This window comes from Prevotella sp. PTAC (assembly GCF_013166535.1).
Lineage (GTDB): Bacteria > Bacteroidota > Bacteroidia > Bacteroidales > Bacteroidaceae > Prevotella.
The window spans coordinates 194,836-208,803 of the sequence record NZ_JABKKK010000001.1 but is presented as its reverse complement, the minus strand read 5'-3'; the positions used below and the strand labels follow the sequence as shown (position 1 = coordinate 208,803).

Here is a 13,968-nt window from a genome sequence, read left to right as displayed (position 1 = left end):
CCTTCGGAATGATTGTCGTTTATTTCACTCTGAGTTTCTTGCCGGCCCGGATGTTGGTGCCTTTTATGCCGTTGAGCTTTTTCAGTTTGCTTACCGTTGTGCCGTGCTTGCGCGCTATTTCAGACAGTGTCTGTCCGCTTTTTATTGTTATGCTCTTTCCTGCGCCACTGCTTCTTCTGGTCTTTCTGCTTCTCGATGAGGAGCGTGTGCTGCTTCTTGAAGTGGATCTGCTTCGGGATGAGTATGCAGGTGCGTCGTCGTTGACGGCCACTTCGGTGCGTTTGTTCATCAGTTCATCAGCTTTGTAGTTGCAGATCTCCTCTTGTTTGTCAATGAATTTTCCTATTTCGGTCTGCGGCAGCCTTATGTATGTCATCTCTGATGCTCCCGGCACAATGTCCCGGCGATACGCAGGGTTCAGTGTCCTGAGTTGTTCCATGTCTATTCCGCATACGGATGCGATCTGTTCGAGATGTATGTTCTTGTCAACCATGATCGTATCTGTCTTTGCCGGCAGTCTTGTTGTCATCGGGCAGATGTTATGTTCGCAGTAATACGTCATTATGTAGTTTGCCGCGATGAATGCGGGAACATATCCTCTTGTTTCTTTCGGCAGATAGGGGTATATCTGCCAGTAGTCTCTTGAGCCGTTTGAGCGGTGTATGGCCTTGTTGATCTGGTCGGGACCGCAGTTGTATGCGGCAATGACGAGATTCCAGTCACCGAATATTTTATACAGGTCGCTCAGGTAATGAGCCGCCGCGTATGATGATTTCACCGGGTCGCGGCGTTCGTCTACCAGCGAGTTTACCTTCAGTCCGTAGTGTTTTCCGGTTACGAGCATGAACTGCCAAAGTCCCGTCGCGCCCACTCTTGATACGGCCGTGGGGTTGAGTGCCGATTCTATTACCGGCAGATAGCGCAGCTCGAGCGGCAGATTATATGCTTCGAGGGCTTCTTCGAAGATGGGCATGTAGAAGTTGGACGCGCCGAGCATGTAGCTGACGGAGTGGCGCAACCTGCCGCTATATCTGTCGATAAATTTCTGTACCACGTCATTGTGCGGCATTTCTATCACCGACGGAATGCGGCTCAGCCTATCCACATACACCTCTTTGGCGAATACGGGATTGACATCTTTCATACGGCAGTCGTTGTCCTCGTCGAGATAGTTTTTCGACATATATAGATTCATCAGGCTGTCGATGTCCTGTTCCATTGCCTCGGGCACCTCGATAACCTCGTTTCGCCCTTCATTGTCTGTCACTGTTATCTCGTTATCCGTAGCCGTTGTCCCATTGTCGCCAATCGTATTTTGAGCTTGCATCACGCAGTTGCCTGCAAAGAAGACAGCGGCTGTCATCAGAAATGTTCTTTTATTCATTATTATATTGTAATGTTCGTTTTGTTATATAGTAATATTTGTTGTCTTGTCGTTGTGATTAGCCGTAGCGGAAATATTCTTTTTTTTCATGAGTCCCTCATATCCGTCATGTCGTGCCGGAAAGCGGATGCGGCCCCATCTCTTTACCTTGTCACTCCCACTTGAATGCCTGCCGTGCTATGTCTTGCGGTTTTTCCGCTCCTGTCAGAACCTTATGCTGCATTGCAGGCCGAGTGCGGCGTTTTCAAGCGAGTTGCTTCCGTTCTCAACCCTCATCACGGCAGGCTCAACCCTCAGGCTCAGGTCGCTTGAAATGTCAAACTCAGACAGTTCGGCATCCACGTAAGCGTCTATCACAGACAGGGCGTATACACCGAGAAGACAGAAGAAACTGAGGTCACGCCATCGGCGGTACTTGTCTTTTCTGCTTTTGAATATACGCTTGTATCGCTCCTCGTTCGACTTGTCTATCTGCATTCCGAGATGCAAAAACTTGTTGTAGCTCTGCGTGGTGGGGTCATCGTCCATGATGTCGAGATACGCTTGCGAGTAGTCTTTGTACATCATGTTGTTCCAGTTCATCGCATATATGCACCCCATCATGCCTCCGTAGAATATCGGCAGTTTCCAATATTTGCGGTTGTATATCTGTCCCGCTCCGGGAATTACCATTCCCAGCCACATCGCCCGTTGGGGATTCGGCCGCCATGCGTCCCAGTCTTTTGGTTCCTTGGCCGCTTTGCGGGCTTCTTTTTCTATTTTTTTCTGAGCCTTTTCGACATTTTTGTCGTCCGTAGCTATCGAGTCGATGGTAGCCAGAACCCTGTCAATGCTGTCGGCCGTGAACGTTGCGACGGTGCCCGTGTCGTGTCTGGTGCCGTCATGTGCGGCCGCGTCCAGGCTGCCAATCGACAGTATCAACGCGGTCACCGATACACGCAGTGCGGATATGATGTTGCTTCGTTTCACTTTCCGCCGCTTGTTTTTATCCGTTGTTCACGCTGTCGAGAGCGTTCATTATCCGTTCGAGTTCTTCCTCGTTGGCGAACGATATGCTTATTTTCCCTTTTCCCTTGGGCGAGCATGTCATTCTGACATCGGTCTTGAAAAATCCCGCCAGTCTGTCTCTGAGTGCTGTGAACTCTTCGGGCATCTGTGCTTTAGCCGCTATCCTTTTCTTTGCCGTCTGCACGTCTTGCCCGTTTTTGAGCATATTGACCATCTCCTCGACTTTCCTCACGGAGTATCCGTTCTTCTGTATCTCTTTGAATAACTTTATCTGCACGCTCGGACTGTCTATTGCCAGTAACGCTCTTGCGTGTCCCATGTCAATCTCTTTGTTCTTGAGAGCCATCTGAACCTGTGCCGGCAACTTCAGCAGCCGCATGTAGTTGGTCACCGCCGCACGGCTTTTTCCCACCCGCTCGGCGATTTTTTCCTGTGTCATGCCTGTTGTTTCCGACAGGTGCTCGTATGCGAGCGCTATCTCGATAGCGTTCAGGTCCTCACGTTGTATGTTCTCCACGAGAGCCATTTCCATCACGCTCTCGTCCTCCACTGTGCGGATATATGCCGGAATGGCTTTCAGCCCGGCCCTTTGGGATGCCCTCCAACGGCGTTCGCCGGCTATTATCTGATATTTCCCGTCAGCTGTCTGTCTCAGTGTGATAGGCTGTATGATGCCTATCTCGCTGATGCTGTGGGCCAGTTCGTTGAGTGCGTTCTCGTCAAATTCGCGTCTTGGTTGGTTGGGGTTCGGCTCTATCAGCTCCACGGCTATCTCGCTCAGGTTCGACGAACCTTGAGTGTGTACCTCTCCCGTGTCTATCAACGCGTCGAGTCCCCGTCCGTTTCCGATGTCGTCGAGTCCCCGTCCGAGTACGCTCTTATTGCTGTATTTCTTGTGTACTGCCATTGTTATTGTCGTCAGTTCACGGACTGCCCGCAGGCTGTGTCAGTCTGCCTGTCGTCCGCTCACGATATGATAATAGGGTTTACTTGTTCTTGTTGATAATCTCTTTTGCCAGCGCAAGGTGGTTCTTGCTGCCTGTCGAGTCTGCGTCGTAGAGGATGACCGGCAGTCCGTGGCTCGGGCTTTCGCTCAGTTTCACGTTTCGCTGTATCACCGTCTTGAACACAAGCTCCTGGAAATGCCGCTTCACCTCGTCGTATATCTGGTTGGCAAGCCTGAGGCGCGAGTCGTACATCGTCAGCAGGAAGCCTTCTATTTCGAGCCTTGTGTTCAGCTTGCTCTTGATTATCTTTATTGTGTTGAGCAGTTTGCTGATTCCTTCGAGCGCGAAATATTCGCATTGCACGGGTATTATCACCGAATCGGCCGCCGTCAGGGAGTTTACCGTGATGAGTCCGAGCGATGGGCTGCAATCTATCAGTATGTAGTCGTATTCGGCCCTGATAGGCTCGAGCAGTTTTTTTATCACTTTCTCCCTGTCTTCGAGATTGAGCATTTCTATCTCCGCTCCCACGAGGTCGATGTGGCTCGGTATGATGTCGAGTCCGTCAATGTCGGTGGTGTATATGGCATCGCGCACGTCTGCGTGAGAGATTATGCATTCATATAGCGAGCAGTCCACCTGCTTGATGTCGACTCCGAGTCCGCTCGATGCGTTGGCCTGCGGGTCTGCGTCAACCACTAACACGTTTTTCTCTAACGTGGCGAGCGATGCCGCCAGATTGATGGTGGTGGTCGTTTTGCCTACGCCGCCCTTTTGATTTGCTAATGCGATTATTTTTCCCATTTTACGTGTTGCCACATGGTGATGGCTTTTTGATTTGCTTGCAAAGTTACATATTTTATATGAGAAAATGCCATTTATGGTGCTTTTTTAGTAATTTTGCACAATAAACGATAATAAGATTTATGGAAAAAGAGAAACCTTTGATATTGATTTCAAACGACGACGGCTACCACTCCAAAGGGTTGCGCTGCCTTATAGACATGCTCAGCCCGATTGCCCGGCTGCTCGTGTGTGCTCCCGAGTCGGGGCGCAGCGGATTTTCGTGTGCTTTCTCTGCGGCCGAGCCGTTGCGGTTGAAGCTGCGCCGAAAGTGGGACGATGTTGAGGTGTGGTCGTGCAGCGGCACACCTGTCGACTGCGTGAAAATGGCTCTGAGCCAGCTTTGCGGCGGACGGCGTCCCGACATGGTTGTCGGGGGCATCAATCATGGCGACAACGCATCCGTGAACACGCATTACTCCGGCACTATGGGCGTTACGCTCGAAGGGTGCATGAAATATATCCCATCCGTGGCTTTCTCGCTGTGCGACCACAGTGATGACGCGGATTTCACGCCGATGTCGGATATTGTAAAAAAGATTACAAAACAGGTGCTTGCCGAAGGGTTGCCGACTGGTGTATGTCTGAACGTGAATTTCCCGCTTGGCGACTCTTACAAAGGTGTGAGAATATGTCGTATGGCACGGGGTACGTGGGGTAATGAGGTCGTGAAATGCCGTCATCCACGCGGATATGACTATTATTGGATGACCGGTGAATATACAAACGACGAGCCGGAAGCCGAAGATACGGACAACTATGCGCTCACCCATGGATATGTGGCCGTGACGCCGACGCGGATAGATGTCACTGCTTATGATTTTTTTGAACAAATAAAGGGCTGGAACATCCAATGAGATACTATCTGATAGCGGGCGAGGCGAGTGGCGACCTGCATGCCTCATGCCTCATGCATGCCCTGAAACGCCACGACCGGCAGGCTGAGTTCCGCTTTATCGGTGGCGACATTATGGCTGCCGAGGGCGGCACTTGCGTGCGCCATTACCGTGAATTGGCCTATATGGGTTTTGTTCCCGTGCTGAGACATCTTCCGACGATACTCGGAAACATGCGGATGTGCAAGCGCGATATTTCCGAGTGGCATCCCGATGCCGTCATTCTAATCGACTATCCGGGATTCAACCTCTCGGTCGCGAAGTTTGTTAAGGCTCATACCGACATACCCGTATACTATTATATTTCACCGAAAATATGGGCATGGAAGGAGTATCGTATCAAGAGCATCAGGCGGGATATAGACAGGATGTTCTGCATACTGCCGTTTGAGGTGGACTTTTATGAAGGCAAGCATAATTACCCGATAGACTACGTGGGCAATCCGACTGTTGCGGAGGTTGACTCGTTTCTCGCTTTTCACGACCCGGCCGATGCCCTTTCAGGCAAGCCTGTGATAGCGTTGCTGCCAGGTTCGCGCCGTCAGGAGATTAAGGATAATCTGCCCGCCATGCTCGAGGCGGCTTCTGCATACAGCGATCGTTATGCCGTGATGGTGGCCGGCGCCCCGGGCATAGAGCCTGGTTATTATCATCGGGTGATGGGAGGAGCAGGCCGTTCGGTGAGCATAGTCCACGGACAGACCTACCGGCTGCTGGCCTGTGCGGCGGCGGCCGTGGTCACCAGTGGCACGGCCACGCTCGAAACAGCCCTTTTCGGCGTGCCGCAGGTGGTGTGCTACAAGACCCCGTTGCCGCGGCTGGTGTCTTTCCTGCGCCGTCATCTGCTGAAAGTGAAATATGTGTCGCTCGTCAATCTGATATGCGACGGCGAGGTGGTGCGCGAGCTTGTGGCGTCGTCTTTCTCGGTGGCGAACATCCGCAGCGAGCTGGGCGGCATACTGCCGGGCGGGGCTGAGGCCGCACGGATGAAAGAAGACTATCGTGAGTTGCGCCGGCGTCTCGGCACAGGAGACGCGGCCGACAACGCCGCCCGGCTCATGGTGACTCGTCTGACCGGTAGATAATAGGGTCGTCAGGATGCGTTCGGATGTGTGCAGTAGTGTTTTTCAATGGTGTTTTTGTATATGTCCGAACGCATGTCCTTTGTCATGCCGTTCTTTGTCTTTTATCGTCATGCGGCTTTTGATTTGTAGTTTTGCCGCATTTTGTTTGTTGGTTTGCGTCTTGTGTTTTGTAAATAAATATACGGGTAAGTTAGGGGACGCTTGTCTCTGCCCGATTATGTGACAAACCACTGTCCGACGACCGTTTTTCCTTTGGTTTTTGATAAGTTTTCGGATGCGCCGTAGTTCAATACGTCTTATCCTGCGTTCGGCATGCTGTTATCTCACAATGGGATAGCGGTTGTGTAGCATTGGGATGCCCGTTGCTTGGTGTTCGGCATCCCGTTGCGCTGTGACGGCTATCCCGTTGCGGTGTGCAGCCGCCGGACCGTGCCTTGATGCACGCCGGATGCTGTGTGCGGCACGGTGTGCCGCGCAATAATATGTGTGTTATGCCTAATCGGGAGGCGGTTTGACAGCCGTGTTCTGCCGATTATCAAATATTATAGTCGTGTTTGGGTGCGCAGACATGCGTTTTTCGACTTTATTTATGTATCTCCCGGATACGGTTTTGTAAATATTTATCATGGTATTCATTGCCGTTTTTATCGTTATCGTGTCATAAAGGTAGCACAAAAAAATGCCGAAAGCAAGCCATAAGGCGATATACATCGCGCTATATGCGCCGTAACCTGCCGGTGCCGTTTCCTTTACCGGGGTATAAAATAAAGGCGATTATTTTTCTTGTTTTGCCGTTTTTATTTTATTTTTGCAAATGAATATGCCTGTTGCCGAAAGTGTCGCTTGTCGCGGTATGGAGGGCTTGTCGGGCAAATAGTTATTAACCGTTAAAATTACAATTAAGAAACAGACAGAAAGGAGAGAAGCGTGAGCATGGAATGCCGGCCAACGACTGTCGGTTGACGTTCCGGAGGGGTTTATAAACCGATTTATTAACCTGAAAAGCGTTTCCGTTCCGATGTGGATTTGAGTAGAGCACATATTTGATATTGAGCTTTGGGCTCTTGTTCTTTTTTTGTTGAATACCGCCAAACATTCACTGCATGGGAACAAGTAGACTGAGGGTTCACGCCGTCAAGGCGTGGACTGTTCTGTCGCTTGTATGCAGAAGGTCACTTGGCGGTAACCTAACAAAAAGCAGGCAAAGGAATGGTTTACGCCTTTTTCATTATTAAAAAACAAGCAAATGAAAAATTTTAGAATGTATTTCCGGACATGTCTGTCGGGCATGGCTGTATGGTGCGTTGCATGTATGCTGGGCGGTTGCCAGATTTACGGAGTGATAAAAGACGCGACCGATAAGGAGGAGGGACGCATCGTGATGAAAGACGGCACGGAATATGTGGGACGCGTGAAGATGCCGAAATGTAACACGAAGAATATCAGCATCAAGACGGCCGGCGGTGAGAAGCTGAAACTGAGAAACACTGACATAGCGGTGCTCGGGGTGTGGAAGAAAACGCACACGGACATGTGTCACTATCTTGTGTCTTATCCGTATGTGACGAATAAGATGTTCTCCACGAAGAAAGAAAAGACCGTGGCCCCGCAGTGGATGGCGGTGCAGGCGCAGGGAGATAATGTGGAGTTTTACTGTTGCAGCTATAAGTACAGCATACAGAGCAGCGGCACACTGACAATCACGAGCGTGCAGAATGGCAGCATAGTGTTCGTAGGCAGAAAGAAAGGCGAGGAGAAAGGACGGGTGATAGGCTATCAGGGCAGCGGCACGAAGCACTGGCGCACGTCGCTGATCAACTTCTTGTCAGACGACCCCGAACTGTGCCGTAAGTTGGAAAACAAGGAGATTGAGCCTGACAACCTGAAGCAGATAGCCGACCTCTATACACCGAAAGCAAAATGAGCAGGTTTCGTTTCTTTGTCCTTTCGCTGCTGTTCGGCTGTTCGGCAGCGTGTTTTCCGCAGGCCGGTTACCTGCATGTGGAGTTGCAGGGAGGCTACGAACTGTTTCATGACATGAGCGGTAAGTCGGGCTACGACATAAACATCGGTTGCCGCTATACGCTTGACAACCGGTTTTTCGCGGCGTGCATGCTGCACGGTGGTATCAACGACGGTACTTATGAGGGCATATATGCCGGCGAACCGACGCGGCTTGACCATACGATGCGCGAATATATGATAGGCGTAGGGCCGGGAGTGTATCTCTATAATGGCGGAAACAGGTGGATATTCGCCGATGTCATGGCCGGTTACGGTTTCGGGGAAGAGTTGAAATCGTCGTCGGAGAGCGAGACGACGTCTCTCGACGGGTTTGCCGCTTCCGCCCGGCTCGGGGCCGAGTATCAGATGAAAAACGGTTGGGTGGTCGGTGCCAATGTCGGGGGCTATCTCGTCGGGGGCACCGTGCGCCCGGCGGTGAACCTTAAATGGGGAATGTTTCTTAATCTGTGATTTTCTCTCAATATGCGCGAAGCAATCGGTTTGCTTTGCGCATATTGGTAAATCGCGGCGCTTGATATTTGTTCATATATATCGGTTTTTGTGTTATTTATGTGTGCCATAATTTCCGAATGACGTTATTTATTTGTATATTTGCTGCATAAAAATAACGTAAAACCATGAATAAGGCAATAGAGACAATAGGCAGACAGTGCCAATCGCTCACCCGGCTCGACTGGTGGTTGTCGTGGACGGGCATCTTTGTGGGGTGCGCCGTCATGGCGGCCGGGTTCGTGTATTTCATAAATCCGTATAGCATCGTGCCGGGCGGAGTGTACGGAGCGAGCATCGTGATGCACAACCTGTTCCCGAGCATACAGGTGGGTACGTTCGGATATATGTTCGACATACCGCTGCTCGTGCTCTCGATGATATTTCTCGGAGCCAAACTCGGTTCGCGGACGATTGTCGCCGCCCTGTCGACACCGTCGATAATGAACGTTATGTCGCGCCTGAGCTATCCCACGCAGGACGCTCTCGAACGGCTCGACCCGGCGTTGCTGCTCGGCGGAAGCGTGGACATGACAGACCATCTGATGCTCACGAGCATTGTGGGGGCCACGCTGATAGGTATCGGTTGCGGCATAGTGGTGCGCAGTCATGGTACTACGGGCGGCAGCGATATTGTGGCGATGATACTTCAAAAATACTGCCACATACGTTTCTCGACGGCCATACTGATGGTAGATGCCGTTGTGGTGCTCTTCGGGCTGGTGGTAATCGGATTCGGAGTCGGCAGCACGGACGACAGCGTGACGCCGTCGTGGCATCTGTCGTTCTACTCGCTGATAGCCATTTTCGTCACGTCCCGTGTGCTGGCATACGTCATCAACGGCGCGAAAGACGACAAACTGCTGTTCGTGATAAGCAAGAAGGAAATGGTGGAACTGCATCGTTTTATACTGAAAGACCTCGACCGCTCGGCCACTCTGATAAAGAGCAGCGGCCTCTATACGGGTGCCGACAAGGAGATGCTATTCCTTGTGGTGAGCCAGAAGGAAGTGACGGTGGTGAAAAGCAAGATTAAAGAGGTGGATCCCTGTGCCTTTGTGGTTGTCACCGACGTGTACGACACGTTTGGAGAAGGCTGGAAACAGCTTCCGTCGGCCGGGGAGTTGCAGCCGGAGTAGGTTCTTAAAGAAGGGTGCCTTTGTGGTCAAGGGAGCTGAATGAGTTATCGCCCGTTGCACTCGCGGGAGTTAAAGACATTTGCTTTAAGCGGTGATTTCGTATCACGTGGCAATGGTATTGTCTTTAACTCCCGCGAGTGCAACGGGCGATAACTCATTCAGCTCCCTTGATTCCTGATATATTAAACTCCTTAAACGAACAGCGTCAGCGTATAAAGATACACCACCGCCGCCGGAATTGCGAGCAGGGAGGAGTCGAAACGGTCGAGCATTCCGCCGTGACCGGGCAGTATGGAGCCGCTGTCTTTTATGCCGATGGTGCGCTTGAAGAGGCTCTCCACAAGGTCGCCCCATGTCCCGAATACAACGGCGATGAGTCCGAGCCCCATCCATTCAAGCATGCTCAGCTGCAAGTCATTCACTCCATATTTTTCGGTTAAGTGCCAAATGCCGGCAGCGGCGGCCATGACAACGATGGCACCGCCAACCGAGCCTTCCCAGCTTTTTCCCGGACTGACCCGCGGAAAAAGTTTGTGGCGGCCTAAGAGCGAACCGAAACAATATGCCCCGGTGTCGTTCAGCCATAGAAACACGAAAACGCTTAGCGGTATAAGGTATGTATATGCCACTCCGTCGGCCGTCGCCCTGAACGCAAGCACGTTGAGGAGCGAGAACGGCAGGGCGGTATACATCTGGCTCATCATAGTGTATGCCCAGTTGTTTATCGGGTCGGCGTTCTTGGCGTAAAGTTCTGCCACGAGCAGGTATATTATAGTGAGCAGATATGGGATAAATACGGTGGACGGTGTCAGGCCGCTGCAAAAGCCTGTCATGGCGAAAAATAGGTATACACCGGCTACCGTACAGATAAACCTGTTGGTGTCGACACCGTCACGTTCGTTTACAAGTCCGGTAAACTCCCATACGGTCAGTCCCGTGATTAAGGCGAAAAGGAGTGCCATCGCCGTGGGATTTATAAAGCATACCACGATTGCTGCCACGAATAATACACCGGTAATGGCGCGAACTATAAAGTTTTTCATTTGTTGTTCTGTTATTTGTTCGGTTGCTTTTATTTGCCGTTCTCTTTTTCGTCGCTGCTGTTTCCGGTTTCTGATTTAGCGGCCAGTCTGGCTTCCGCCTCTCTCGCCAGCTCCTCGGCACGGCGTTCAGCCATGGCCTCGGCCTCTGCTCTTTGTTGCGCTTCGAGCAGTTCCTCGGCACGGCTTGCCCACGGGCGCTTGCCGAAAATGTTCTCCACGTCTTCTGCAAATATCACTTCGCGGCTCATCAGTAGGTCGGCCAGTTTGGCGTGGCCGTCTTTGTGCTCTGTGAGTATTCTCTTCGCTCTGTCGTATTGCTCGTTGATCATTTTGAGAACCTCGTCGTCCATAATCTTCGCCGTAGTTTCGGAGTACGGCCGTTGCAGGCTGTATTCGTTATTGTTGTAATAGCATATGTTGGGCAGTTTGTCGCTCATTCCTGCGTATGCAATCATTCCGTAAGCACTCTTCGTCACCCTTTCGAGGTCGTTCATGGCTCCGGTCGATATAAGGCCTGTAAACAGTTCCTCGGCGGCGCGGCCTCCAAGGGTGGCACACATCTCGTCGAGCATCTCCTCCTTGGTGGTGATGGCGCGTTCCTCAGGCATATACCATGCAGCCCCGAGCGCTCTGCCACGCGGGACGATGCTTACTTTGACAAGCGGATTGGCGTGTTCTGTGAACCAGGATATAGTCGCGTGTCCGGCCTCGTGTATGGCGATGGTGCGTTTTTCTTTCTCGGTCATTATCTTGGTCTTCTTCTCCAATCCGCCGATAATGCGGTCTACAGCATCCAGGAAGTCTTGTTTGCCTACGGTCTTGCTGTTGTGGCGTGCAGCGATAAGGGCCGCTTCGTTGCATACATTGGCAATGTCTGCGCCAGAGAATCCCGGTGTCTGTCGTGCGAGATAGTCCACATCTACGCTTTCATCTATTTTCAAAGGTCTCAAATGAACCTTGAATATCTCCTTGCGCTCGCTCAGATCCGGTAAGTCTACGTGTATCTGACGGTCGAAACGGCCGGCTCTTAATAGGGCTGAGTCGAGCATGTCTGCACGGTTCGTGGCGGCAAGGATGATTACCCCGCTGTTCGTTCCGAAGCCATCCATTTCCGTGAGCAGGGCGTTCAGTGTGTTCTCGCGCTCGTCGTTGCCTCCCATTGCCGGGTTTTTGCTGCGCGCGCGTCCCACGGCGTCAATCTCGTCGATGAATATTATGCATGGCGATTTCTCTTTGGCCTTGCTGAAAAGGTCTCTTACACGGCTTGCGCCGACACCTACGAACATCTCTACAAAGTCTGAGCCGCTCATCGAGAAGAACGGTACTCCGGCCTCGCCGGCCACCGCTTTGGCAAGGAGGGTCTTTCCTGTACCGGGGGGGCCCACAAGCAAGGCACCCTTAGGTATCTTTCCTCCGAGTTCGGTATACTTCTGAGGGCTTTTCAGGAAGTCGACGATCTCCTGCACTTCCTGTTTGGCTCCGACCTGTCCGGCCACGTCTTTGAACGTGATATTCATCTCGCCGCCTTTCTCGTACATCTTCGCACGGCTTTTACCCACGTTGAAGACACCGCCCGGTCCGCCTCCAGAGCCTCCGCTCATGCGACGCATGACGAAGACCCATAGGAACACGAGGAATGCTATGGGCAGCAGGTTGAACAGCAAGGAGGTGAACAGGTCGCTCTTTTTCTTGTTGTCGTAGCTGAAGTCTCCCGTGAACTTTTTTTGTTTGCGAGCCTTTGCCACGAACTGTTCTATCTGATCCGTTGAGCCTATCTGCACCGTGACGGACGGCTCTTTGCCGGTCTGGTCGACACCCTGCTTGAACACGTCGCGTATATATTGCGGTTTGATGTACATGTCAAGGACATTCTGTTCTTTATTAACCACAATTTTAGAGGCATATCCTTTCATCACCATCACTTCAAACTGGTGATATGAGGTTTCGGTTTTGATGCTTGAATTGCTTCCTCCATTAGTGAGAAACATTACTCCGAGGACAATCAATGCAATGGCGTAAATCCAACCCATATTGAATTTAGGCATGTTCATCTTGGGGTTGTTCTGGTTGTTTTTATCCATAATGAATTTGGTGTTCTGTTGTGTCAGTCTATATCGGGGATGTTTGTTATGTCGGCATCTTCCCATAAATGTTCCAGGTCGTAATACTCGCGGACATCCGGCAGGAAAATATGTACGAGTACGTCGGCATAATCCATCGCCACCCATTGTGCGTTGTTTAGTCCGGCTACCTTTATCGGCTTCTCGCCGCTCTCTATTCTTGTCATTTCGCTTACGGAGTCGGCTATGGCCTCGACTTGAGCCGGCGACGAGCCTTGGCAAATTACGAAATACTTACAGATTGTACCGTCGATATTGCTTAGATCGGCAATTACGATGTTGCTTCCTTTCTTTTCCTGAATACCTTTTGTTATTGTCTGTACTAATTGCTTTGTCTGTTCCATCTATATAATAATGTATGATTATTTTATTGCCATATATGTGGATTCCGGTGGAAATCCGTATTAACCTGGCCGGACGCTGCTTGATTAAAGTTGCTGAGCCGCAGATTATTTTATGCAAAGGTAATGTAATTAGCTATGACGGCAAAATAAATTGGGATTTATTAGCAATTTTGCACCTTGTATAATTGTATGGATTTAAGAAAAAATTACCTGTTATTGGGTTTTTAAGGCAAAAAAACGTCGAAAAATTTTGTTGGTTTATGAAAAATTGCTACCTTTGCACACGCAAACGGATAAGCGATTCCGAAGCGAACAATATTGGGATATGGTGTAATGGTAACACTACAGATTCTGGTCCTGTCATTCTTGGTTCGAGTCCGAGTATCCCAACACGTTAAGAGGCAAATGAAGCATAAACCGCTCATTTGCCTTTTAACGTGTTTATAGGTTTGTCGTGAAAGAAGGGGGCGGACTGACCAGGAAGTGCCGGGCATTTTTTTGTAGCACGTTTGTTTGTCTTTTCTGTGTTTGTGGGCTTTATTTCGTATTATGGCAGTGCGCTTTAGAAATATAGGCCATGGATTTTCTTGTGAGTCATGACAGGCTTGATGTACGTTGAAAATATGTGATTCCGGAAAGATCATT

13 protein-coding genes and 1 tRNA gene are annotated in these 13,968 nt (G+C 50.7%); 7 read left to right on the top strand and 7 right to left on the bottom strand.

Going from position 1 to position 13,968, the window contains the following annotated elements:
* Positions 1 to 19: 19 nt before the first annotated feature.
* From HPS53_RS00885 to HPS53_RS00870, 4 genes are all read right to left on the bottom strand, one after another.
* Entirely contained in the window at positions 20 to 1,384 is a 1,365-nt protein-coding gene (locus HPS53_RS00885) for a lytic transglycosylase domain-containing protein (RefSeq protein ID WP_172203890.1), read from the bottom strand.
* Positions 1,385 to 1,588: 204 nt separating this feature from the next.
* Positions 1,589 to 2,353, bottom strand: a complete 765-nt coding sequence (locus HPS53_RS00880) for a DUF5683 domain-containing protein (protein WP_104369700.1) — start codon at positions 2,351 to 2,353, stop codon at positions 1,589 to 1,591.
* A 16-nt stretch (positions 2,354 to 2,369) separates the two neighbouring features.
* Entirely contained in the window at positions 2,370 to 3,299 is a 930-nt protein-coding gene (locus HPS53_RS00875; RefSeq protein ID WP_104369701.1) for a ParB/RepB/Spo0J family partition protein, read from the bottom strand.
* Between the two features lie 79 nt (positions 3,300 to 3,378).
* Positions 3,379 to 4,143, bottom strand: a complete 765-nt coding sequence (locus HPS53_RS00870) for a ParA family protein (RefSeq protein ID WP_104369716.1) — start codon at positions 4,141 to 4,143, stop codon at positions 3,379 to 3,381.
* 122 nt (positions 4,144 to 4,265) lie between these two features.
* Here HPS53_RS00870 and surE point away from each other — a divergent pair, with 122 nt between their 5' ends.
* From surE to HPS53_RS00845, 5 genes are all read left to right on the top strand, one after another.
* The gene (gene surE / locus HPS53_RS00865) at positions 4,266 to 5,039 is read left to right on the top strand and encodes a 5'/3'-nucleotidase SurE (RefSeq protein WP_172203888.1); all 774 of its coding nucleotides are present in this window, start codon (positions 4,266 to 4,268) and stop codon (positions 5,037 to 5,039) included.
* The gene (gene lpxB / locus HPS53_RS00860) at positions 5,036 to 6,163 is read left to right on the top strand and encodes a lipid-A-disaccharide synthase (RefSeq protein WP_172203886.1); all 1,128 of its coding nucleotides are present in this window, start codon (positions 5,036 to 5,038) and stop codon (positions 6,161 to 6,163) included. The genes surE and lpxB overlap by 4 nt, the downstream gene beginning before the upstream one ends.
* A gap of 1,246 nt (positions 6,164 to 7,409) precedes the next feature.
* The gene (locus HPS53_RS00855; protein ID WP_172203884.1) at positions 7,410 to 8,087 is read left to right on the top strand and encodes a hypothetical protein; all 678 of its coding nucleotides are present in this window, start codon (positions 7,410 to 7,412) and stop codon (positions 8,085 to 8,087) included.
* A complete protein-coding gene (locus HPS53_RS00850) occupies positions 8,084 to 8,638 on the top strand; it encodes an outer membrane beta-barrel protein (RefSeq protein ID WP_172203882.1) in 555 nt (184 codons plus the stop codon). Before HPS53_RS00855 ends, HPS53_RS00850 begins: the two co-directional genes overlap by 4 nt.
* Positions 8,639 to 8,805: 167 nt before the next feature.
* The gene (locus tag HPS53_RS00845) at positions 8,806 to 9,816 is read left to right on the top strand and encodes a YitT family protein (protein ID WP_172203880.1); all 1,011 of its coding nucleotides are present in this window, start codon (positions 8,806 to 8,808) and stop codon (positions 9,814 to 9,816) included.
* Between the two features lie 191 nt (positions 9,817 to 10,007).
* Here HPS53_RS00845 and HPS53_RS00840 read toward each other — a convergent pair whose 3' ends face one another.
* From HPS53_RS00840 to rsfS, 3 genes are read right to left on the bottom strand one after another with little or no spacing between them, the layout of a single operon-like run.
* Positions 10,008 to 10,859, bottom strand: coding sequence for a phosphatidate cytidylyltransferase (locus HPS53_RS00840; RefSeq protein ID WP_172203879.1), 852 nt, complete (start codon positions 10,857 to 10,859; stop codon positions 10,008 to 10,010).
* A gap of 29 nt (positions 10,860 to 10,888) precedes the next feature.
* Entirely contained in the window at positions 10,889 to 12,940 is a 2,052-nt protein-coding gene (gene ftsH, locus HPS53_RS00835) for an ATP-dependent zinc metalloprotease FtsH (protein WP_104368654.1), read from the bottom strand.
* 23 nt (positions 12,941 to 12,963) lie between these two features.
* Positions 12,964 to 13,323 carry a ribosome silencing factor gene (gene rsfS, locus HPS53_RS00830; protein WP_104368653.1) on the bottom strand — a complete coding sequence of 120 codons (360 nt, stop codon included), beginning with the start codon at positions 13,321 to 13,323 and terminating at the stop codon, positions 12,964 to 12,966.
* A 14-nt stretch (positions 13,324 to 13,337) separates the two neighbouring features.
* Between rsfS and HPS53_RS00825 the strand changes: the two genes are divergently transcribed.
* Both HPS53_RS00825 and HPS53_RS00820 read left to right on the top strand, forming a co-directional pair.
* A complete protein-coding gene (locus HPS53_RS00825; protein ID WP_172203877.1) occupies positions 13,338 to 13,508 on the top strand; it encodes a hypothetical protein in 171 nt (56 codons plus the stop codon).
* 134 nt (positions 13,509 to 13,642) lie between these two features.
* Positions 13,643 to 13,713: transfer RNA gene (locus HPS53_RS00820), tRNA-Gln, on the top strand.
* Positions 13,714 to 13,968: the final 255 nt, after the last annotated feature.

Bases quoted from the DNA above. Each gene is read 5' to 3' on its own strand.
- HPS53_RS00885 (WP_172203890.1), bottom strand. From the start codon at position 1,384: ATGAATAAAAGAACATTTCTGATGACAGCCGCTGTCTTCTTTGCAGGC.
- HPS53_RS00875 (WP_104369701.1), bottom strand. From the start codon at position 3,299: ATGGCAGTACACAAGAAATACAGCAATAAGAGCGTACTCGGACGGGGA.
- HPS53_RS00870 (WP_104369716.1), bottom strand. From the start codon at position 4,143: ATGGGAAAAATAATCGCATTAGCAAATCAAAAGGGCGGCGTAGGCAAA.
- surE (WP_172203888.1), top strand. From the start codon at position 4,266: ATGGAAAAAGAGAAACCTTTGATATTGATTTCAAACGACGACGGCTAC.
- lpxB (WP_172203886.1), top strand. From the start codon at position 5,036: ATGAGATACTATCTGATAGCGGGCGAGGCGAGTGGCGACCTGCATGCC.
- HPS53_RS00855 (WP_172203884.1), top strand. From the start codon at position 7,410: ATGAAAAATTTTAGAATGTATTTCCGGACATGTCTGTCGGGCATGGCT.
- HPS53_RS00850 (WP_172203882.1), top strand. From the start codon at position 8,084: ATGAGCAGGTTTCGTTTCTTTGTCCTTTCGCTGCTGTTCGGCTGTTCG.
- HPS53_RS00845 (WP_172203880.1), top strand. From the start codon at position 8,806: ATGAATAAGGCAATAGAGACAATAGGCAGACAGTGCCAATCGCTCACC.
- HPS53_RS00840 (WP_172203879.1), bottom strand. From the start codon at position 10,859: ATGAAAAACTTTATAGTTCGCGCCATTACCGGTGTATTATTCGTGGCA.
- ftsH (WP_104368654.1), bottom strand. From the start codon at position 12,940: ATGGATAAAAACAACCAGAACAACCCCAAGATGAACATGCCTAAATTC.
- rsfS (WP_104368653.1), bottom strand. From the start codon at position 13,323: ATGGAACAGACAAAGCAATTAGTACAGACAATAACAAAAGGTATTCAG.
- HPS53_RS00825 (WP_172203877.1), top strand. From the start codon at position 13,338: ATGATTATTTTATTGCCATATATGTGGATTCCGGTGGAAATCCGTATT.